General features: G+C 60.3%; 15 protein-coding genes. 6 read left to right on the top strand and 9 right to left on the bottom strand.

Features of this window, described 5'->3' with window-relative positions; all coding sequences use genetic code 11:
• Position 1 precedes the first annotated feature (1 nt).
• Genes B150_RS0115535 through B150_RS0115510 form a run of 6 tightly spaced genes read right to left on the bottom strand, consistent with a single transcriptional unit; the run spans position 2 to position 7288 of the window.
• Positions 2 to 871 carry a beta-keto acid cleavage family enzyme gene (locus B150_RS0115535; protein ID WP_020400866.1) on the bottom strand — a complete coding sequence of 290 codons (870 nt, stop codon included), beginning with the start codon at positions 869 to 871 and terminating at the stop codon, positions 2 to 4.
• A complete protein-coding gene (locus B150_RS0115530; RefSeq protein ID WP_020400865.1) occupies positions 864 to 2858 on the bottom strand; it encodes an ATP-binding protein in 1995 nt (664 codons plus the stop codon). The genes B150_RS0115535 and B150_RS0115530 overlap by 8 nt, the downstream gene beginning before the upstream one ends.
• Positions 2855 to 3634 (bottom strand): enoyl-CoA hydratase/isomerase family protein, encoded by a 780-nt coding sequence (locus tag B150_RS0115525; RefSeq protein WP_020400864.1) that lies wholly within the window; start codon positions 3632 to 3634, stop codon positions 2855 to 2857. Before B150_RS0115525 ends, B150_RS0115530 begins: the two co-directional genes overlap by 4 nt.
• A complete protein-coding gene (locus B150_RS0115520) occupies positions 3627 to 4775 on the bottom strand; it encodes an acyl-CoA dehydrogenase family protein (protein WP_020400863.1) in 1149 nt (382 codons plus the stop codon). Before B150_RS0115520 ends, B150_RS0115525 begins: the two co-directional genes overlap by 8 nt.
• A gap of 18 nt (positions 4776 to 4793) precedes the next feature.
• Positions 4794 to 6398 carry an acyl-CoA carboxylase subunit beta gene (locus B150_RS0115515; RefSeq protein ID WP_020400862.1) on the bottom strand — a complete coding sequence of 535 codons (1605 nt, stop codon included), beginning with the start codon at positions 6396 to 6398 and terminating at the stop codon, positions 4794 to 4796.
• Positions 6399 to 6400: 2 nt separating this feature from the next.
• Positions 6401 to 7288: an SDR family oxidoreductase gene (locus B150_RS0115510; RefSeq protein WP_020400861.1), complete on the bottom strand. Its 888-nt coding sequence runs from the start codon at positions 7286 to 7288 to the stop codon at positions 6401 to 6403.
• 132 nt (positions 7289 to 7420) lie between these two features.
• On the opposite strand from B150_RS0115510, the gene B150_RS0115505 reads away from it, so the two are divergent.
• Positions 7421 to 8014: a TetR/AcrR family transcriptional regulator gene (locus tag B150_RS0115505; protein WP_162139714.1), complete on the top strand. Its 594-nt coding sequence runs from the start codon at positions 7421 to 7423 to the stop codon at positions 8012 to 8014.
• Here B150_RS0115505 and B150_RS0115500 read toward each other — a convergent pair.
• The 3 genes from B150_RS0115500 to B150_RS21420 are packed head-to-tail and all read right to left on the bottom strand — an operon-like array spanning position 8011 to position 11464.
• A complete protein-coding gene (locus B150_RS0115500; protein ID WP_020400859.1) occupies positions 8011 to 8766 on the bottom strand; it encodes a sulfite exporter TauE/SafE family protein in 756 nt (251 codons plus the stop codon). The two genes, B150_RS0115505 and B150_RS0115500, sit on opposite strands and share 4 nt — an antisense overlap.
• 6 nt (positions 8767 to 8772) lie before the next feature.
• On the bottom strand, positions 8773 to 10554 hold the full coding sequence (locus B150_RS0115495) for an N-acyl-D-amino-acid deacylase family protein (protein WP_020400858.1): 1782 nt from the start codon (positions 10552 to 10554) through the stop codon (positions 8773 to 8775).
• Positions 10544 to 11464, bottom strand: a complete 921-nt coding sequence (locus B150_RS21420; RefSeq protein ID WP_020400857.1) for a bile acid:sodium symporter family protein — start codon at positions 11462 to 11464, stop codon at positions 10544 to 10546. The genes B150_RS0115495 and B150_RS21420 overlap by 11 nt, the downstream gene beginning before the upstream one ends.
• 154 nt (positions 11465 to 11618) lie before the next feature.
• Between B150_RS21420 and B150_RS0115485 the strand changes: the two genes are divergently transcribed.
• The 5 genes from B150_RS0115485 (at position 11619) to fdhF (ending at position 19033) form a co-directional block, all read left to right on the top strand.
• Positions 11619 to 12611, top strand: a complete 993-nt coding sequence (locus B150_RS0115485; protein WP_020400856.1) for an AraC family transcriptional regulator — start codon at positions 11619 to 11621, stop codon at positions 12609 to 12611.
• Between the two features lie 144 nt (positions 12612 to 12755).
• Complete coding sequence (locus B150_RS0115480) at positions 12756 to 14105, top strand: amidohydrolase family protein (protein WP_035920751.1); 1350 nt, start codon at positions 12756 to 12758, stop codon at positions 14103 to 14105.
• An 88-nt stretch (positions 14106 to 14193) separates the two neighbouring features.
• Positions 14194 to 14673 carry an NADH-quinone oxidoreductase subunit NuoE family protein gene (locus B150_RS0115475; protein ID WP_202899262.1) on the top strand — a complete coding sequence of 160 codons (480 nt, stop codon included), beginning with the start codon at positions 14194 to 14196 and terminating at the stop codon, positions 14671 to 14673.
• Positions 14670 to 16196, top strand: a complete 1527-nt coding sequence (locus B150_RS0115470; RefSeq protein ID WP_020400853.1) for a formate dehydrogenase beta subunit — start codon at positions 14670 to 14672, stop codon at positions 16194 to 16196. The genes B150_RS0115475 and B150_RS0115470 overlap by 4 nt, the downstream gene beginning before the upstream one ends.
• Positions 16193 to 19033 carry a formate dehydrogenase subunit alpha gene (gene fdhF, locus B150_RS0115465; RefSeq protein ID WP_020400852.1) on the top strand — a complete coding sequence of 947 codons (2841 nt, stop codon included), beginning with the start codon at positions 16193 to 16195 and terminating at the stop codon, positions 19031 to 19033. Before B150_RS0115470 ends, fdhF begins: the two co-directional genes overlap by 4 nt.
• Positions 19034 to 19135: the final 102 nt, after the last annotated feature.

Here is a 19135-nt window from a genome sequence, read left to right as displayed (position 1 = left end):
CCTAGTGCCAGGCTTGGGATTTGATGATGGCGCGGGTTTCTTCCGCGCTCGTGATCTCACGTCCCGCGTTCCTTGCGCAATTTGCCAGCGCCTCGATCATTTCGCCGTTTGAGCGCGCCTTGTCTCCGTTTGGCAGGTAGAAACAGTCCTCAAGCCCGGTGCGCAGGTTACCGCCAAGCTCTGCTACCCTCTGGTGCACAGGCCACACGTCTGCACGGCCAATAAGTGTGGCCTGCCAAGGGCTATCCGGGTGTTTGTATTTCACCAGCAAGGGCAGCAGGTCAGCGTCGCACGGCATGCCGGACGCCACACCCATCACGAAGTTATAGTCCGCGTGGCTTACCATGCCGTTCTCAAGGTACAGCCCCACGCTCCTGACAATACCAACATCAAAACACTCGAACTCCGGCACGATGTTATGGTCCTTCATCACCGCCAGCATTTCAGTGATTTTGTCCACCGGGTTCAGGAACACCATCGGCGGCCATGCCCATGAGCCGTCCTTGCGGGTCTTGAGATAATTCAGGCTGCCGGCGTTCAGCGCCGCCATCTCGGGCTTGTTGTGCGCGAGGTATTTGAGCACTTCGCCCTGTTCGCGGCCCACAACACCTGTGGTCATGTTGATCACCACGCCGGGGCAAGCCGCGCGGATCGCATCGTTGATTTCTTTTGCCAGTGCGCCGTCCCAACTCGGCAGGTGGCCCTTGCCGTCCGCCTGCTGGCGGTAGTGGCAGTGCATGATGGTGGCGCCTTGGTCATAGGCCGCCTTGGCTTCCGCCGCCATCTGCTCGGGCGTTACCGGCACATTATGCTGGTTCGGGTCGGTCAGCACACCGGTCAGCGCGCAGGTAAGGGTTATTTTATCAGCCATTCTCTGTTTCCTTTTCCGGTGTGGTGTCTGTCTCAGTTGCGGTGATGGTCGCCACGCTCGCGCGGGCCTTGACCTGATCGCCGATTTTTACATTGACCGTCGTTACCTTGCCCGCCACGTCAGCGCGGATGTGGTGTTCCATCTTCATGGCCTCGACCACACAAATCAGTTCGCCTGCCTCAACCGTGTCGCCCACGCTGGCGGCTACGGCGACCACTTGGCCGTCCATCGGTGCGGTCAGCATGCCGCTGCCGGTCCTTGTTGCCCCCGCTGCGACGCGGTGGGTGATATTGGTGGCGGTGATGTGGATGGGGCCGAGGTCGATGAAGTGGGTGTCGCCGTCCTGCGCGCTCGCAAACTGGTACCGTTTGCCACTCGTGCGGCAGACATCGCCTGAAATACTGAACGATTGTTCGGTATCGTCGTATTTTACCGTCACCTGCCATGCGCCACCAGCACGGTTTGCCCGCACTTCAAGCGGGAAGCTCTCGCCTTCCACCTCCAGGGTGACACGCTGGTAGGTGTCATGGTTGGTGCGCCAGTTGGCGAGGGTCGGGATGGTGAATTTGGCGCAGGCTTCGGCCACCAGAATGGCACCCGCACACATGCTCATTTCTTCCGCACACATGATTGGCGCTGTTTTAACGGTGTCGAGCGTGTGGGTGCGGGTCAGCCCGCGGGTGAAATGTTCGCTTGTCAGAATGCCGGACAGGTAGGCCTTGTTGGTCACCAAACCCGCGATACGCATGGCTTTCAGTGCTTCAGCAAGGGTCTGGATGGCCTCATCTCTGGTGCTGCCATGGGCGATGATCTTGGCCAGCATGGGGTCATAAAAGGGGCTGACTGTATCGCCCTCCATCACGCCAAAATCGCCGCGCACATCCCGCACACTTTCCGCACACATTTTGCGCAATGTACCGGTTTGCGGCAGGAAGCCGCGTTCGGCATCTTCGGCATAAAGGCGCACTTCAACAGCATGGCCGTCGGCCGTGATATCTTCTTGATTATACGCTAGTTTTTCACCGCGCGCGACGCGTATCTGCTGTTCCACAAGATCAATGCCGGTGATCATTTCTGTCACCGGGTGCTCCACCTGCAGCCGCGTGTTCATTTCAAGGAAATAGACCGCGCCCTCCTCGTCCACCAGAAATTCGACTGTACCAGCCCCAGTGTAGCCAACGGCGGTCGCCAGCTTCACGGCAGCATCTGTTAAAGCCTTGCGGGTGCTCGCATTTATCGTGCTGCACGGCGCTTCCTCCACCACCTTCTGATGCCGTCTTTGCGCCGAACAGTCGCGCTCCAGCAGGTGCAAAACCTTGCCATGGCTGTCCGCCAGAACCTGCACTTCCACGTGCCGGGCGCTTTCAATCATACGCTCCAGCATCACCGCACAGTTGCCGAAAGCGGCCTGCGCCTCACGCTGCGCACTCATAAGTGCATGATGGAACTCGCTTATTTCATCAATGCGCCTCAGGCCACGCCCGCCGCCGCCCGCTGTCGCCTTGATCATCAGCGGCGTGCCAATGCGGTTGGCTTCCACCAGAAGCTGGTCCTCGTTGGCATCTTCACCATCATAACCCGGTACCACAGGAACCCCGGCATCCTGCGCGATCCAGCGTGCCTGCCGCTTGTCACCCATCTTGGCGATCACCTCGGCCGATGGCCCAATGAAGATGATGCCAGCAGCCTCAACCGCCGCTGCAAATTCTGCGTTTTCCGACAGGAAACCATAGCCGGGATGGATCGCATCCGCGCCGCTAAGTCTCGCTGCTTCAACGATTTTGTCTACCGAAAGGTAGCTTTCGCTCGCGGGCGAGGGGCCGATGTGAACACTGTCATCTGCCAGCTTCACATGTTGGGCGTGGGCGTCAGCGTCGGAATAAACCGCGACCGCCTCGAGCCCCAGTTTGTGCGCGGCGCGAATGACCCGCACGGCGATCTCGCCCCGGTTCGCGATCAGGATACGCTTGATGTCCCGCACGCTCATGCCTCCATCCATGATGGTTTGCGTTTCTCTATAAACGCTTTGGTCCCTTCGCGCCCTTCGTGGCACAGCAGGGCTTCAGCAAAACTTTCCGCTGCTTTATCAAGGGTTTGGGCGGGTACGGCGCTCATGCTGGTCAGCAGTTTTTTGGTCGCCGCAACAGCGCCCGGTGCAGCCTTGAGGGCCTGTTTCAGCACGATCTGAAGCCGCCCCTCGACTGCCTCCGTGCCGCTTTCATGGTGGTGCACAATGCCCAGCCGCTGGGCGTCAAACCCATCAATAATCAGCCCCGTCAGCGCTAGCCGCCGTGTCTCGGTCAGGCCAATGCGGGCCAGCACAAAGGGCGCAATCTGGGCGGGCAGGATGCCCAAGGTGACCTCCGGCATGCCGAAGCGGCAGCCGTCCTCGGCAATGGCGATATCAGACACACAGACAAGGCCAAAACCGCCGCCCATGGCCGCTTTTTCCGCAACCGTAACGATCAGTTTCGGGAAGGCTTGCGCGACCTCGAGAAGCTCGCCAAAGCGGCGGTTACCCTTGGCGACAGCCTCCGGCGACTGGCCCGCGGAGCCCATGTCCTTCAGGTCGCCACCCGCGCAGAACACCCCGTCCGCGCCGCGCAGCACCACCACCCGCACCGCGTCATCCCCCGCCGCCTGCTCAAACGCGTCAATCAGCGCGTCGACCATGGCGAAATTCATCGCGTTTTTCACCTCCGGGCGGTTAAGGGTGACTGTCATCACCCCGCCCCTGGTGGCTGTCAGGACCGTATCAGCCATTGCCCATGCCCATCATGCGGGTGAGGATCCTGAGCATCGTCTCGTCCGAGCCGCCGCCAATGCTGGTCAAGCGCCCGTCGCGGTAGGAACGCGAGACCGGGTTGTCCCACATGAAGCCCATGCCGCCCCAGTATTGCAGGCAGGCATCCGGCACTTCGCGCGCTAGCTTGCCCGCTTTCAGCTTGGCCATGGTGGCCAGTTTCGTCACATCTTCCCCGTTCACATAGGCTTCGGTCGCTTGCCAGATAAGGGCGCGCAGGGCTTCGACCTCGGTCTGCAGTTCCGCAAGGCGGTATTGCACCACCTGGTTATCGAGCACACTGCCGCCAAAAATCTTGCGGTCGCGGGCGTAATCGATGGTCGCCTGAATGGTGTTTGTCATGCCCTTCGGCCCCAGCATGGCGGCGCACAGCCGCTCCTCCTGGAACTGGATCATCTGCATGCGGAAACCGTCACCTTCGCGGCCAATGAGGTGGCGCTGCGGTACGCGCACGTCATCAAGGAAGATCTGCGCGGTGTCCGAGGAGCGCATGCCAAGCTTGTTGAGGCGCTCAGAGAAGCTGACGCCGTTGGTCTTCGTCGGCACCACGATCAGCGACTTGTTCTTGTGCGCGGGGCCGTCGCCGGTGTTGGCGAGCAGGCAAAGGAAATCGGCTTGTGTGGAGTTGGTGATCCACATCTTGGTGCCGTTGATGACATAGTCGTCACCATCCTTGACCGCGTTGGTGGTTATCGCCGCCACGTCAGAGCCCGCGTGGGGTTCCGACACCGCGATCGAGCACACCATGTCACCCGAAATGGCGGGGGCGAGGAACTCGCGCTTGAGCTCGTCCGAGCCGAAGCGGGCGAGGGCGGGTGTGGCCATATTGGTCTGCACGCTGATGCCCATGGGCACGCCGCCGCAGTTGATGCCGCCCAGCTCTTCGGCGAGGACCATCTCATAGGAATAATCAAGACCAAGCCCGCCGTATTCCTCGGGTTTCGAGATGCCCAAGAGGCCAAGATCGCCCATTTTCTTGAAGAGCTCATGCGCGGGGAAAATGCCCGCTTCTTCCCACGCGTCCACATGGGGGTTGATCTCTTCATCCACAAACCGTGCGACGGTGCGCCGTAGTTCCTTGTGTTCATTCGTGAATAGCATGTGTCTTCCCCGTGTGTGTTAAAAGCGTGCGACGCCGAAGGTGTTGGGCCGGAGGTCGCGGCTGTCCGCGTCCCGACAGATATCGAGTAGGTATATGAGCAGCTTGCGCGTATCGCGCGGGTCGATGATGCCGTCATCCCACAGCCGTGCGGTGCCATAAAGGGCAGTGGAGCAGGCGTCCATCTGTTTGGCTGTGGCGGCTTCCATGGCTTCAAGCTGGTCCATGTCCGGCTCAAGCCCCATGCGTTTGGCTTTCTCAAGCCCTACGATCTTGAGCACCATGCCGGCCTGCGCGCCGCCCATGACCGCCGTTTTCACATTGGGCCATGAGAAGACGAAGCGTGGGTCGACCCCGCGCCCGCACATGGCATAGTTGCCCGCACCATAACTGCCGCCGATGTGGATGGAGATGCGCGGCACCCGCGCATTGGTGACCGCCTGAATAAGCTTCGACCCGTGTTTGACGATGCCGCCCGCCTCCGCATCCTTGCCCACCATGAAACCCGTGGTGTTGTGGAGAAACAGGATCGGCACCCCGGCCTGATCACAAAGCTGCACAAAATGCGCGGCCTTGGTGGCACCCTTTGGTGTGATCGGGCCATTGTTGCCAATGATGCCAACGGTCTCGCCTGCGATGCTCACGTGCCCGCACACAGTCTGGCTGTCATAGTCATTCTTGAAATCAAGGAAATCCGAGCCGTCGGCGAGCCGCGCGATCACCTCCCGCACATCATAGGGTGTCTTGGAATCCGCTGGCACGATGCCGATCAGGTCGTCTGATGGGTATTTGGGTTCTTTAACCGAACAATCGTTCTGGTATTTTTTCCACGGCAGGCGCGCCATGATGTCCCGCGCGATGCGAATGCCGTCTGCGTCATCTTCGGCCAGATATTCCGCCGTGCCGGTGACCTCGGCGTGCAGTTCCGCGCCGCCCAGTTCTTCATCGTTGGCGATCTCGCCCGTCGCGGCCTTCAGAAGCGGCGGCCCGGCGAGGAACACCTTGGAGCGCCCGCGCACCATCACCACATAGTCAGAGAGGCCCGGTTGGTAGGCACCACCCGCAGTCGAGCTGCCATGCACCACCGAGATTTGCGGGATACCAGCGGCCGACAAACGCGCCTGGTTGGCGAAGCTTCGGGCGCCCTCGACAAACATGTCAGAGACATGCTGGAGGTTCGCGCCGCCACCTTCCATCAGGCCGACAATGGGCAGCTTGTTCTCAAGCGCGATATCCTGAAGGCGCAGCGATTTATTGAGCCCCGCCGGAGTGACCGTGCCGCCCTTCACCGCGCTATTGGATACAATCACCATGCAGCGCTTGCCGGAGACATAACCAATGCCCGCGATTGAGCCGCCAGCGCCGGAGCCGTCCCGGTCGTCATACATCAGGTAGCCTGCGAGGGCGGAGAGCTCAAGGAACGGCGTGCCGGGGTCGAGCAGCAGCGCAAGCCGCTCTTTGGGCAAGAGCTTGCCGCGTTTGTCAAAGAGCGGACGCGCCTTTTCCTGCGCGGCGGATTTCAGTTCTTCAATCCGCGCGATTTCATCAAGCTGCGCCTGCATGGCGGCCGCATTTTCACGGAAGGTGTCTGATGCCGTATCGATCCGGCTTTCAATGACCGGCATGGTCAGTCCTTTTTCCTGAGCGCGCGTGGCGGCACATAACGATGGAAACCTTGGTAGCTTTCGCTGTTTTTGGCCCCCTGCGGCGGGAACAGGGGGCTGAAGAGGCTGCCGCCGCCGTCCACCCGGATGCTGGCACCCGAGATGAAGTTCGCGCCGTCCGACAGCAGGAACACGATCACGGATGCGATTTCGGCTTCCGTGGCGATACGGCCCAGCGGCACCATGTTCTTGAGCTGCGGCAGCATGGCCTGCACACCGGGGTCCTCATAGGTATCGAAGCCCGATGACGCGACCCAGCCGGGCGCAACCGCATTGGTACGGATGCCGAAGCGGCCCCATTCAACTGCGGCGGTCTTCGCGAGGTTGTCGCATGCTGCGCGGGCAGCGCCCGAATGCCCCATCGTGGGCATGCCGCCCCAGAAATCAGCGGTGATATTCACAATCGCGCCGCCAGTGTTTTTCATGCTTTGTGTCACCAGTTCGCGGGAGACGTTGAAAGCCCCCACCACATTGGTGCGCAGCACGGTCTCGAACCCTTTGGTCGAAATGGCTTCAAGCGGGGAGGGGTATTGGCCACCTGCGTTGTTCACAAGACCGGTGACCGGACCACCTTCGGCCACGATCTCAACGATGGCTTTGCGAACGGCGTCTTCGTCACGAATGTCGAAGGCCTTGTAGGTGCACTTGCCGCCGTCCTCAGTGATCTCCGCGACGACCGCCTTTAGCTTGTCTTCTCCGCGCCCGGTAATGATGACCTCGGCGCCAAGGTGCGCGAGTTCATGCGCGGTACAGCGGCCAATGCCGCTGCCGCCGCCGGTGACGATGATGCGTTTGCCGGTGAACAGCCCCGGTCTGAACACCGAGAGATATCCCGCTGCCGCGTCCTTCATACCCTGTCCACTCCCTTCCCAAAGTGTGGTTGGTCTATTGCAATCAAATTAATCAATGCGATTATCATAAAAACAAGCAAGCGCTTGGTTGTCAAATAAATCAGAAAGGTTTATCGTCAAGCCATGGACGATATGATGAACAGACAGGCGCTGGAGGACGTGGGCATAAGCCCCGCGAAAGCGCGCATTGTGGCGAAAGCCGTTGATCTCTTTTACGAAAAAGGGTTCGAGCGGACGACTGTGCGTGATATCGCGGCGGCCACCGGCATTCTGTCTGGTAGCCTGTTTCATCATTTCAAAAACAAACAGGAAATCCTTTATACCGCGATGGCGATGACGACTCGCGGCATGGGGGAGCGTGCGGAAGCGGCTGTTGCGGGCATCAGTGATCCGGTCGAACAGCTCAAGGCGCTGATCATCTGCGAGCTAAGCTCCATCCACCGGGAAGACGGCCACGCGGCCTATGTGCTGGTGGATGAATGGCGCAGCCTTGATGAAGCCTCACGCGAGAAGGTGCTGGCGCTCCGCGACGGGTCTTACGAGAAGTGTTGGATGGATGCGCTGGATGGCTGCGCGGAAAAAGGCCTCTTGAAGTCCCCACCCAAGATCGCACGGCAGCTTATCCGCGGGGCGCTGGCCTGGACCCGTAACTGGTACCGCACAGACGGTGACCTCACACTCGCGGGTCTCGCGGATGAGGTCACGAACAGTTTCCTGAAAATCTAGGGCAGCAACGCCGCAGCGGCGACGCTCATGCCAATCGCAAACAGGGCAGCGATTGCCACCTTGCGGTAGGCGGCGGTGCCGTGTTTCTCAAACAGCCATGCGCCCGTTTTATCCCCTACCAGCATGGCGGGGAAGGCGATGGCGGTCAGGATGAGCTCCCGCGTTGTGATGATGCCCTCAAGGGAATAGGTGATGGTGGCAAAGGTGGCGGAAAGCAGGAAAAATCCCATCAGGAAAGCGCGGGCGATGCGTGGGTTCTCATAGACCGCGACCGAATAGATGATCACCGGTGGGCCGGGGATGGCGAGCGCGCCGTTCATCAGACCCGATGCCAGGCCCGCGGCCGCGCCGGTTATACCGCCTTCGCGGTGGGGTACCGGTTTGAACTTGACAAGCAGCAGGCAAGCGGCCATCACGGTCACACCGATCAGCAGCCGGAAGGTATCGGGGCTGAACAAGAGCAGCAGGTAGGTGCCCAAGAGGGTGCCGATGGCGGAAAGCGCAATCATCGGCCCCATGCTGCGGTAGGGAATATCGCGCCGGTATGAATTGAAGGTCTGCAGCGAGATCACCAGCGTCAGCATCACAATCATGCTGGCGGCTGTGGTGGGCGCGAGGAAAAGGCTCAAAACCGGCAAGGCGGCAAGCGCAAAGCCGAAGCCGGTGAAGGAGCGCAAGGCTGCCGCCACCATGATGGCAGCGGCCATGCCAAAGATGGCCCAGCCGCTGATGCCTGCAAGAATGCTTTCCATAAAAGCCTAAGCTGCCTTTTGTGCTGTGTGTCGCCCAAGCCGGACAAGACGGCCCGGTTTTGCCCCCGTTAGCTGGTCGTTTTCAAGCACAATCTCGCCGCCGACGATGGTAGCGATATAGCCGGTGGCCTCCTGTAGCAGGCGCTGGCCGCCCGCCGGCAGATCCTTGACCATATGGGGCGGATGCAAGCGCAGGTTCTTGTGGTCGATCACATTGATGTTGGCTTTCATGCCAACCGCCAGCCGCCCGCGGTCGCTGAAACCCACATAGTCCGCAATATCGGCGGTCAGCATTTTGACTGCGCGCTTGAGCTCGATCCGCTCGCCTTTCACGCGGTCCCGCGTCCAGTAGGACAGCAGATAGGTGGGGAAGCTTGCGTCACACACCGTGCCCACATGCGCGCCGCCGTCCGACAGGCCCATGATCGCCTGCGGGTGGCTCATCATCGTGTGCACCGCCTCATAATTTAGGTTGGTATAGTTATAGATCGGGAAATAGAGGAACTCGTGCCCGTCTTTCTCCAAGAGGATGTCATAGATTTTGGCGAGCGGCTTGACACCGTCCGCTTCCGCCATCTTGTAGACTGACTGCTCCACCCCCTGTTCATAGTCCGGGTTTTCACCCAGCTTGAACATCTTGCAGGAGATGAAGTCGATTTGCTGCAATAGGATATCCGCGAGCGGCGGGATCGCCGTGCCGTCGCCTGCTACCTTTTCGGAGCTTTCAGACAGTAGCTGTTCCTTGAACGCCGGGTCCTTCATCTTTGCCACACGTTCTTCCAAAGGCAGGTGGCTTATTTTCTTGTAGCTCGGGAAGCCGATGAAGGGGTGGAAGGTGCACTGCAGGCCGAGGATCACGCCAATGCCGCGCGGCGCGACCTGCAGGCGCATGTTGATGCCCTTGTCTTTCGCGGCCTCGGCGCGGGCCATGATGTCTTTCCATTGCTTGGGCGCAAAATCCCGCTGCATGAGCGAAAGCGAGAAAGGACGCCCGCCTGCGGCGCTGGCGAAGTCTTCAAGAAGGCCAAATTCGCGGTCAAAGGCTGTTGGGTCGCCGCGCTCAAGGTCAAAGTCGTTCACGGCTTGCAAAACGCCATGCTCAAGTCCCTTGAAGGCTTCGGCAATACCCACGAGTTCTTCCCGCGTGGCCTCACTTGCCGGTGTCCATTCGCCGTCCGCGGTGCGGTGCACGTCCGACCGTCCGGTGGAGAAACCAACCGCGCCTGCCTCAAGCGCCGCGCGGGTCAGCTCGCGCATTCTTGCGATATCGTCTGCGGTCGCCGGTTCGCCCGAGACCGCGCGTTCGCCCATCACATAGACGCGCAGTGGGTCATGCATCACCTGCGCGGCAAAATCGATGGTGTGGGGGAAGTCGATGGCGTCCATATAGTCGCCAAAGCTCTCCCAGTTCCAGGTCAGGCCTTCCGCCAGCGCGGTGCCGGGGATGTCCTCCACCCCCTCCATCAGGCGCACAAGGCGGGTGTGGTCTTTCTCGTGCACTGGCGCGAAACCGACACCGCAGCTGCCCATCACCGCGGTGGTGACACCGTGGTTGACGCTGGGCTGCAGATCTGCGTCCCACGAGACCTGGCCGTCATAGTGGGTATGCAGGTCAAGGAAACCGGGGGTGACGATGGCGCCAGACGCGTCGATGATGCGTTCGGCGTCCATGCCGAGGTCGCCGATGGCGGCAATCACGCCGTCTTTCACGGCCACGTCAGTGACCTTGCCGTCCGCGCCGGTGCCGTCATAAACGGTGCCACCCTTGATGATGAGATCATAGGCCATGAGTATCCTCCTGAAGGCTGAGAGTATCCGGGGTGCGGGCGACGCCCAATAGGCGGTAAAGGCCGGTAACGGCAAAGCCGCCGACAAAGTGCCACACACCCCATGTTGCGATGATAAGAAGGCCGGAGCCGAGCCCGCCAAACTGGCTGAGCATGATAAGAAGGCCGAGGCCGGAATTCTGAATGCCGATTTCAAACACCAGCGCACGGCGTGTGGAGGGCCGCTTGAGGCCGAAGCGTCCAACAAGCGCACCGAGTGCGAAGGCGAGCGCGTTATGCAAAATCACGTAGGGCAAGATCACGCTGCCAAAGTCCGTGAGCAAGGACGCATTGGTTGCGATGCCAAAAATCACAATCACCGCGATGATGGCAACGGCGATGGGCAGGCAGATTTTCTGAGCCCTTGTCGCAAGGTCTGGCTTCGAGTGCGCGAGCCAGATACCAAGCGTGAGCGGAATAAGAAGCGTGATGCTGGTGTTGATGATGAAGGCGACGCGGTCCAGCTCGATCTCGTTCACCAGTTCCCGTGTCGGCGCATAAAGCGCGGTCCAGAACAGGATCATGAACGGCAGGAAAGCGGCGGAGAAGATGCTCGAACAGGTGGTGAGTGTGACCGAATAAGCGGTGTCGCCCCGGCTGAGGCGCGTGAACAGGTTCGATACATTGCCGCCCGGGCAACAGGCAACGATGAGCATGCCGAGCGCAATGCCGGGCATGGGGTTGAAGAGTATGAGAACGGCGAGTGTCAGCAGCGGCAGGCCGATCACTTGCGCTGCAAGCCCCACGGCTACACTGCGCTTGTGTGACTTGAGGAACGCAAAATCGTCAGTCTTCAGCCCGAGCGCGACGGCAAACATCGTGAAGGCGAGCGAGATGGCAAGCCCCAGTTGCGCGCCCGCGTCCAAAGTCACGACGGCTTCATTGATATCGGCGAGAGTGGCGATAAAGCCCTCCTTCCCTCTAATTCCTTCCCACAGGTGAACCAAATCTACTTGACGAGAGGGCGCTTTGGAATGACAGTCGGCGTCTAAAAATTGATATTTTACGCCAAAACGACAGCGGCCAATGACTGAAACCGTATTAGCCCGATATCTCGCGAGCCTTGCCCAGACCATGGAGCGGGACTATGCCGTGCCGCGCGAAACGCTATTCAGGGAAGCTGGTGTCAGCTTTGCGGACGGTGCTGACCGCATCCCGGAGCAGGACGCCGAAGCGTTATGGGCGGCGGCGGACCGGCTGGCATGCGACGGCCTCTTGGGTATTCGCGCTGGCAAAAGTGTGCGCTACGGCACGTATGCAACGCTCGGTCATATGCTGGTTACGAGCGAAACGGTAGGCGAAGCGCTTCGGGAAGCGTGCGACTATGCACTTTATGTCGGTGCTGCCGGGCGGTTCGAACTCCGCGAGGAAGGTGATGAATGCCGCCTGACATATACGCCTGTGAGACCTGACTGGCGCGCTGCTGAAGTGAGATCCGAGGCTGTGCTGCTGCCGTTTGCGCGGTTCGCGCGCTGGGCCTCCCCCGGTGTTGCGCCCATCCGGGTTGAACTGATGCGGCAAGCGCCCGTGAATGCTGCCGCCTTCGAGGAAGCCTTCGAGGCTCCTGTCATCTTCAGTGCAGGCGAGCATGCCATGGTCTGGCCGCTTGAGGCGATGGCGCGCCCCATGAATGATGCGAACCCGGCGCTGCACGCCATGCTGAAGCAACATGTAGAAGCGGAGATGCCGACACATGACAGCGCGGCCGCGCTCACCCGTGCCTATATTGCCCGCAAGCTGGACGCGGAGGTACCCACCGGCCTGACAGCGGGCGAGGCGGCGGCGGCGCTGTCGGTCTCCTTGCGTACGTTCCAGCGCGAACTGGCTGGCGAGGGGGCCAGTTTCCGTGATCTATTGTCAGCTGTCAGGCGCGAGAAAGCCCGTTTCCTGCTGCTGGCTGACGGCCTCAGCGTGCAGGATACTGCCGCGCGCCTCGGCTACTCGGAACCCGCCGCTTTTGTGCGCGCTTTCCGCAAGTGGTATGGCCGCGCACCGGCAGAATATGCCCGCAATCAATAAAGCCACTAGCCTCACCCCCACGATGGGTTTTATGGTCAAAGAAACATACCGAATGAAAACGGAAGGGACGTCACAGTGACGCTGAAACAAATCTGGAAAGCTGCCATGCTATGTGCGGCTATGGTGTCAACTGAAGGATATGCGATGGCTGAAGATAAAACGGCAGTCGATATGGTGGTGCATGGCCGCTATGTGGTGACGATGGACGACACGAACGACGTGATCGAGAACGGCGCGGTTGCAGTGAAGGACGGCGCGATCGTTGCTGTCGGCACGGACGCCGAAATCGCCGCTGCCTATGACGCGAAGCAAAGCGTGAGCGGCGACAACCGCGTTTTGATGCCGGGTTTTGTGAACGGCCACACCCACACGGCGATGGTGCTGTTTCGCGGCATGGCGGACGACCTCGCGCTCATGACATGGCTGCAGGAATATATCTTCCCGATGGAAGGGCGTTATGTGGACCCGGCCTTCATCGAAGTCGGCTCCGAGCTCGCTTGCTGGGAGATGATCCAGGGTGGTACCACAAGCTTTGTGGACATGTATTTCTACCCCGAAGTGATCGCCGGCGTGGTGGACCGCTGCGGCCTGCGTGCCGTGATCGCGGCTCCGATGATCGATTTCCCGAGCCCGGGTTTCAAAGGCTGGGACGACAGCTATGCAGCGGGCGTGAAGTTCGTTGAAGACTGGCAGGGCAAACACAGCCGCATTACGCCAGCGCTTGCGCCCCACGCGCCCTATACGGTTTCAAAGGAACATTTGGCGCAGGTGACAGCCAAGGCGAAAGAGCTTGGCGCGCCGATCTCGATCCACATCGCTGAGGACAAGGCAGAGCTGAAAACCGTGGGCGATAAATACGGCATCACCTCCATTGAGTTGATGCAGGAAGTCGGCATGACGGATGTGACCACCGTGGCCGCCCACGTTGTGTGGCCAACGGAAAGCGACATGAAAACGCTCGCAGCCTCCAAAGTTGGCGCGATCCATAACCCGACCTCCAACCTCAAGACAGCTGCGGGCATTGCACCCATTCCGGCCATGCTGGCCGCTGGTGTGAAGGTTGGCCTTGGTACGGACGGTGCGGCGTCGAACAACGACCTTGATATGTGGGAAGAACTGCGCCTTGCGGCCCTCTTGCACAAAGGTGCGGGTGGCGACCCGACCGTGGTGCCTGCGCGTGCGGCACTCAATATGGCAACCGCAGGTGGCGCCGAAGCCGTTGGCCTTGGTGACGTGACCGGCAGCCTTGAAGCCGGTAAACGCGCAGATATGATCCAGGTTTCGCTCGACAGCCTGCGCCTCAGCCCCTTGTATGACGTCATGTCCCAGCTTGTGTATGCCGCGGGTGCGCGTGATGTGGTCACCACTATTGTGGACGGCAAAATACTGATGGCGGACGGCAAGGTACTGACGGTGGACGAGGACGCCCTGCGCGCCAAGGTGAAGGCGGTGGCAGACAAGATCCGCGCTGACCTCGCTGCCAAAAAACAATAATACCGGATGGTGGGCCCATGCGGCCCGCCACCTGCCACAAGAACAAGCATAATTGACGCCCGGATCACGGGTGCGGGAGGGGCTTGAAGTGACTGACGCCAAGGCGCAGACTATAGGCGCTATGGATGCGCTTATCGCAAAATATGTGGACGCACAGGGCGGCCTGATGCGTGCGCTGATCGCGCTCAATGACGCGTATGGCTATATCGATGCCAGCGCGCTGCCGAGGCTCGCGACCGCCTTCAATATCACCAAGGCCGAGGTCAAGGGTGTCATCAGCTTTTATGATGACTTCGCCCGCGCGCCCAAGGGTGAGCATGTGCTGCGCCTGTGCCAAGCCGAAGCCTGCCAGGCCGTTGGTAGCCGCGAACTGACGGCGCATGCCTGCAAAAAGGCTGATGTGGAGATGGGCGAAACCCGCGCTGACGGCCGCATCACCATTGAACCTGTTTATTGCCTTGGCCTGTGCGCAAACGGCCCCGCCGCCATGGTGGACGGCAAGCTGAGAGCCCGTGTGAGCGAGGCTGACATCGATGCCCTATTGCAAGCGTGGGAGCATGAAGCATGACCCGCGTTTTCATTCCGCTTGATAGTGTTGCCGTTGCGCTTGGTGCCGATGAGGTCGCTGCAAAGCTGGCGGCGATTGAGGGTGTGGAAGTTGTCAGGAACGGCAGCCGAGGTCTGCTGTGGCTTGAACCGCTTGTAGAGGTGGAAACACCGAAAGGTCGCGTCGCTTATGGTCCGGTCAGTGAAGCCGATGTCGACAGCCTGCTGGCCGCCGGTCTCCTTGACGGCGGCGACCATGCGCTATGCCTTGGCCTGACGGAAGAAATCGAGTTCCTGAAAAATCAGGAACGCCTGACGTTTGCGCGCTGCGGCGTGACCGATCCGCTTTGCCTCAAGGACTATAAGGCCCATGGTGGCCTCTCTGGCCTCAGGAAAGCGCTTGCCATGGAACCGCAGGATATCGCGGAAGAGGTGATGACCTCCGGCCTCAGGGGGCGCGGCGGTGCGGCTTTCCCGGCGGGCATTAAATGGAAAACCGTGCTGGGGGCTGAGGCCGCCCAGAAATACGTCGTGTGTAATGCTGATGAAGGCGACAGCGGCACCTTCGCTGACCGCATGATCATGGAAGGTGACCCCTACCTGCTGATCGAAGGCATGATCATCGCGGGACTGGGCACGGGCGCGAGCAAAGGCTTTGTTTACTTGCGCAGCGAATATCCAGTCGCGAAGGCCGTATTCTCTGAGGCGCTTGAGCGCGCTTATGTCGAGGGGTTACTGGGCGAGAGTGTCCTTGGCACTGGAAAGGCGTTTGACCTGGAACTTTTCATCGGCGCGGGCGCTTATATCTGCGGCGAGGAGACCTCGCTGCTTGACAGTCTTGAGGGCAAACGCGGGCAGGTGCGTGCCAAGCCGCCGCTACCGGCGCTTGAAGGCCTCAACGGCAAACCGACACTTGTGCATAACGTGATCTCGCTTTGTGCCGTGCCCACCATCCTTGCAGAAGGTGGCGCGTTCTATAAGGATTACGGTATGGGTCGGTCGACCGGCACCATGCCATTCCAGCTTGCCGGGAACGTGAGGCGCGGCGGGCTGGTGGAAAAAGCCTTCGGTGTCACACTTCGTGAACTGGTGGAAGGTTTCGGCGGTGGCACCCGCACGGGACGCGCGGTCAAGGCCGCGCAGGTGGGTGGGCCGCTTGGTGCCTATATCCCACCCGCGCTCATGGATACGCCGATGGACTATGAAAGTTTCCTGAAAATTGGCGCTGGTGTGGGTCATGGTGGTATAGTGCTTTATGACGACACGGCTGACATGGCGGCGCAGGCCAAATATGCCTTTGATTTTTGTGCCCATGAAAGCTGCGGCAAATGCACACCGTGCCGCATTGGTGCGGTGCGTGGCGCGGAAGTGATGGCAAAGGTCATTGCGGGCAATGATGTGCACGGGAACCTTGCGCTGATTGACGACCTCTGTGAGGTGATGACAGACGGTTCCCTCTGCGCCATGGGCGGCATGACCCCGATCCCGGTGTTGAGTGCGATCAGGCACTTTCCGGACGACTTCCTGAAGGGAGACAAGGAATGACCCTTCTCAAAGAAACAGATTACGGCACGCCTCAGGTAACCTCAGGCGAGGCTGTCACCCTTGAGATTGACGGCAAAACGGTGACCGTGCCCAAAGGCACCAGCATCATGCGCGCGGCCAAGGAAGCCGGTATCGGCATCCCCAAGCTGTGCGCGACCGATATGGTCGATGCTTTCGGCTCCTGCCGCTTGTGCCTTGTGGAAATCGAAGGCCGCAAAGGCACGCCGTCCTCGTGCACCGCGCTCGCGGAAGAGGGGCTGGTGGTGCGCACACAAACCGACCGCCTCGCGCGGCTCAGGCGCGGTGTGATGGAGCTTTATATCTCCGACCACCCGCTGGATTGCCTCACGTGCCCCACAAACGGGGACTGTGAGTTGCAGGACATGGCGGGCGCGGTGGGCCTCCGGGACGTGCGGTACGGCTATGCGGGGGAGAACCATCTTGACCTCGCGAAGGATGAAAGCACGCCCTATTTCACCTATGATCCGTCCAAATGCATTGTCTGCTCCCGCTGTGTGCGGGCCTGTGACGAAGTGCAGGGCACCTTGGCGCTGACGATTGAAGGCCGGGGCTTCGGCTCCCGCGTAGCAACCGGCACGGAAGACTTTTTCTCAAGCGAATGTGTATCGTGCGGGGCCTGCGTGCAGGCCTGCCCAACAGCGACACTCTCTGAAACGTCGCTGATTGAACACGGCGTGCCCGACCGCACGGTGCTGACCACCTGCGCCTATTGCGGTGTGGGCTGTGAGTTCAAGGCGGAACTGAAGGGCGACCAGGTTGTTCGCATGGTGCCGCACAAAGGTGGCAAGGCCAATCACGGGCATTCCTGCGTGAAAGGCCGTTTTGCCTGGGGCTACGCGAGCCATAAGGACCGCGTGACCACACCGATGATCCGCGATCATATTGATGAGCCGTGGCGCGAGGTGAGCTGGGATGAGGCGATTGGCTTCGCAGCCAACAGGCTCAAGGCAACACAGGCTAAATATGGCCGCAAATCCATCGGCGGTATCACGTCCTCGCGCTGCACGATCGAGGAAGTCTGGCTGGTGCAGAAGCTCATCCGCACCGCGTTCGGCAACAACAATGTGGATACCTGCGCGCGGGTCTGCCATTCGCCCACCGGCTATGGGCTCAAACAAACCTTCGGCACCAGCGCCGGTACGCAGGATTTTGATTCCGTCGAGGACGCTGATGTCATCATGGTCATCGGCGCGAACCCCACGGATGCGCACCCGGTGTTCGCCTCCCAGATGAAGCGCCGCTTGCGTGAGGGCGCCAAGCTCATCATCCTTGACCCACGCCAGATCGATCTGGTGAAAAGCCCGCATATCAAGGCGGATTATCACCTGCCGCTTTTGCCTGGCACTAATGTGGCGATGATCAATGCGCTCGCGCATGTGGTGGTATCTGAAGGCTTGGTGGATGAAACCTTCGTGCGCGAACGCTGCGAAATGGATGCGTTTGAGGAATGGAAAAACTTCATCCTCGACCCCGTCAATTCACCAGAGAATGTCGCCAAAATCGCAGGAGTGAGCGCGGAGGATATCCGCGGTGCGGCCCGGCTTTACGCCACTGGCGGCAATGCGGCGATTTACTATGGCCTTGGGGTGACCGAACACAGCCAGGGCTCCACCATGGTGATGGGCATGGCCAACCTTGTGATGGCCACCGGCAACATCGGCCGCCGCGGTGTGGGGCTTAACCCGCTCAGGGGCCAGAACAACGTTCAGGGCTCGTGCGACATGGGCTCCTTCCCGCATGAATTCTCAGGCTACCGGCCGGTTTCAGACGACGCAGTACGCGCGGAGTTTGAAGCGGCGTGGGGTGTGGACCTCGACGGTGAACCCGGTTTCCGCATCCCCAATATGTTCGATGAAGCGGTGGCGGGCACGTTCAAGGCGATCTATGTGCAGGGTGAGGATATCGCGCAGTCGGACCCTAATACCCAGCATGTGGAAGCCGCGCTCCGGTCCATGGAATGCGTGATCGTGCAGGACCTGTTCCTGAATGAGACCGCGCGGTTCGCGCATGTGTTCCTGCCGGGCACCAGTTTCCTTGAAAAAGACGGCACTTTCATCAATGCCGAGCGCCGTTTGGGCCGTGTGCGGCCAGCGATGAAGTCCAAAACTGGGCTGGATGAATGGCAGGTGACGGCGAAACTTTCGGAAGCGCTGGGGTACCCAATGCCTTACCGAAACGCGAGCGAAATCATGGATGAAATCGCCGCGCTGACGCCCACTTTCAAGGGTGTTTCTTTCGACCGCCTTGACCGCGAGGGCAGCGTGCAGTGGCCGTGTAACGACAGCGCACCTTCGGGCACGCCCATCATGCATGTGGACGGCTTCGTGCGTGGTAAAGGCTTGTTTATATTGACGGAATATGTCCCGACGACGGAGAAGGCGAACCGTAAATTTCCGCTCATTCTCACCACCGGCCGTATCCTCAGTCAGTATAATGTGGGCGCGCAAACACGGCGGACCGACAACAACCGCTGGATGGAAGAAGACGTTCTGGAAATTCACGAAAGCGACGCAGAAATGCGCGGCATTCGGGATGGTGACTGGGTCGCCGTGCGCTCCCGCAAGGGCGAGACGACTTTGCACGCCAAAATCTCCGGCCGTATGGCGCCGGGCGTGGTTTACACCACCTTCCACCACCCGGAAACCGGCGCAAATGTCATCACGACCGAAAACTCGGATTGGGCCACCAACTGCCCGGAATATAAGGTGACTGCGGTCGAAGTAAGCCCCGCGAACCACCGGTCTGAGTGGCAGGAAAGCTATGAGCGCGAGACGCCGAAAATGCGACAGGTGAAGGCAACCCATGCGGCGGAATAGGGTGTGCGGCACTGTGCAAAAAGTGTGCGGGATGTGTGCGGGAAATGCGCGGATTCTGTGCGGGATTTGTGCGGATAGTGCGCGGCATGTGAGCATAGCGCC

This window comes from Kordiimonas gwangyangensis DSM 19435 = JCM 12864 (genome assembly GCF_000375545.1).
GTDB classification, from domain to species: Bacteria; Pseudomonadota; Alphaproteobacteria; order Sphingomonadales; family Kordiimonadaceae; genus Kordiimonas; species Kordiimonas gwangyangensis.
Note: the sequence above shows the minus strand (reverse complement) of the source record. Positions and strands in the feature narration are given on the sequence as shown.

What these genes read in the sequence shown, in the direction of transcription:
- B150_RS0115535 (WP_020400866.1), bottom strand. Translation starts at nt 871, where the DNA reads ATGGCTGATAAAATAACCCTTACCTGCGCGCTGACCGGTGTGCTGACC.
- B150_RS0115530 (WP_020400865.1), bottom strand. Translation starts at nt 2,858, where the DNA reads ATGAGCGTGCGGGACATCAAGCGTATCCTGATCGCGAACCGGGGCGAG.
- B150_RS0115525 (WP_020400864.1), bottom strand. Translation starts at nt 3,634, where the DNA reads ATGGCTGATACGGTCCTGACAGCCACCAGGGGCGGGGTGATGACAGTC.
- B150_RS0115520 (WP_020400863.1), bottom strand. Translation starts at nt 4,775, where the DNA reads ATGCTATTCACGAATGAACACAAGGAACTACGGCGCACCGTCGCACGG.
- B150_RS0115515 (WP_020400862.1), bottom strand. Translation starts at nt 6,398, where the DNA reads ATGCCGGTCATTGAAAGCCGGATCGATACGGCATCAGACACCTTCCGT.
- B150_RS0115510 (WP_020400861.1), bottom strand. Translation starts at nt 7,288, where the DNA reads ATGAAGGACGCGGCAGCGGGATATCTCTCGGTGTTCAGACCGGGGCTG.
- B150_RS0115505 (WP_162139714.1), top strand. Translation starts at nt 7,421, where the DNA reads ATGATGAACAGACAGGCGCTGGAGGACGTGGGCATAAGCCCCGCGAAA.
- B150_RS0115500 (WP_020400859.1), bottom strand. Translation starts at nt 8,766, where the DNA reads ATGGAAAGCATTCTTGCAGGCATCAGCGGCTGGGCCATCTTTGGCATG.
- B150_RS0115495 (WP_020400858.1), bottom strand. Translation starts at nt 10,554, where the DNA reads ATGGCCTATGATCTCATCATCAAGGGTGGCACCGTTTATGACGGCACC.
- B150_RS0115485 (WP_020400856.1), top strand. Translation starts at nt 11,619, where the DNA reads ATGACTGAAACCGTATTAGCCCGATATCTCGCGAGCCTTGCCCAGACC.
- B150_RS0115480 (WP_035920751.1), top strand. Translation starts at nt 12,756, where the DNA reads ATGGCTGAAGATAAAACGGCAGTCGATATGGTGGTGCATGGCCGCTAT.
- B150_RS0115470 (WP_020400853.1), top strand. Translation starts at nt 14,670, where the DNA reads ATGACCCGCGTTTTCATTCCGCTTGATAGTGTTGCCGTTGCGCTTGGT.
- fdhF (WP_020400852.1), top strand. Translation starts at nt 16,193, where the DNA reads ATGACCCTTCTCAAAGAAACAGATTACGGCACGCCTCAGGTAACCTCA.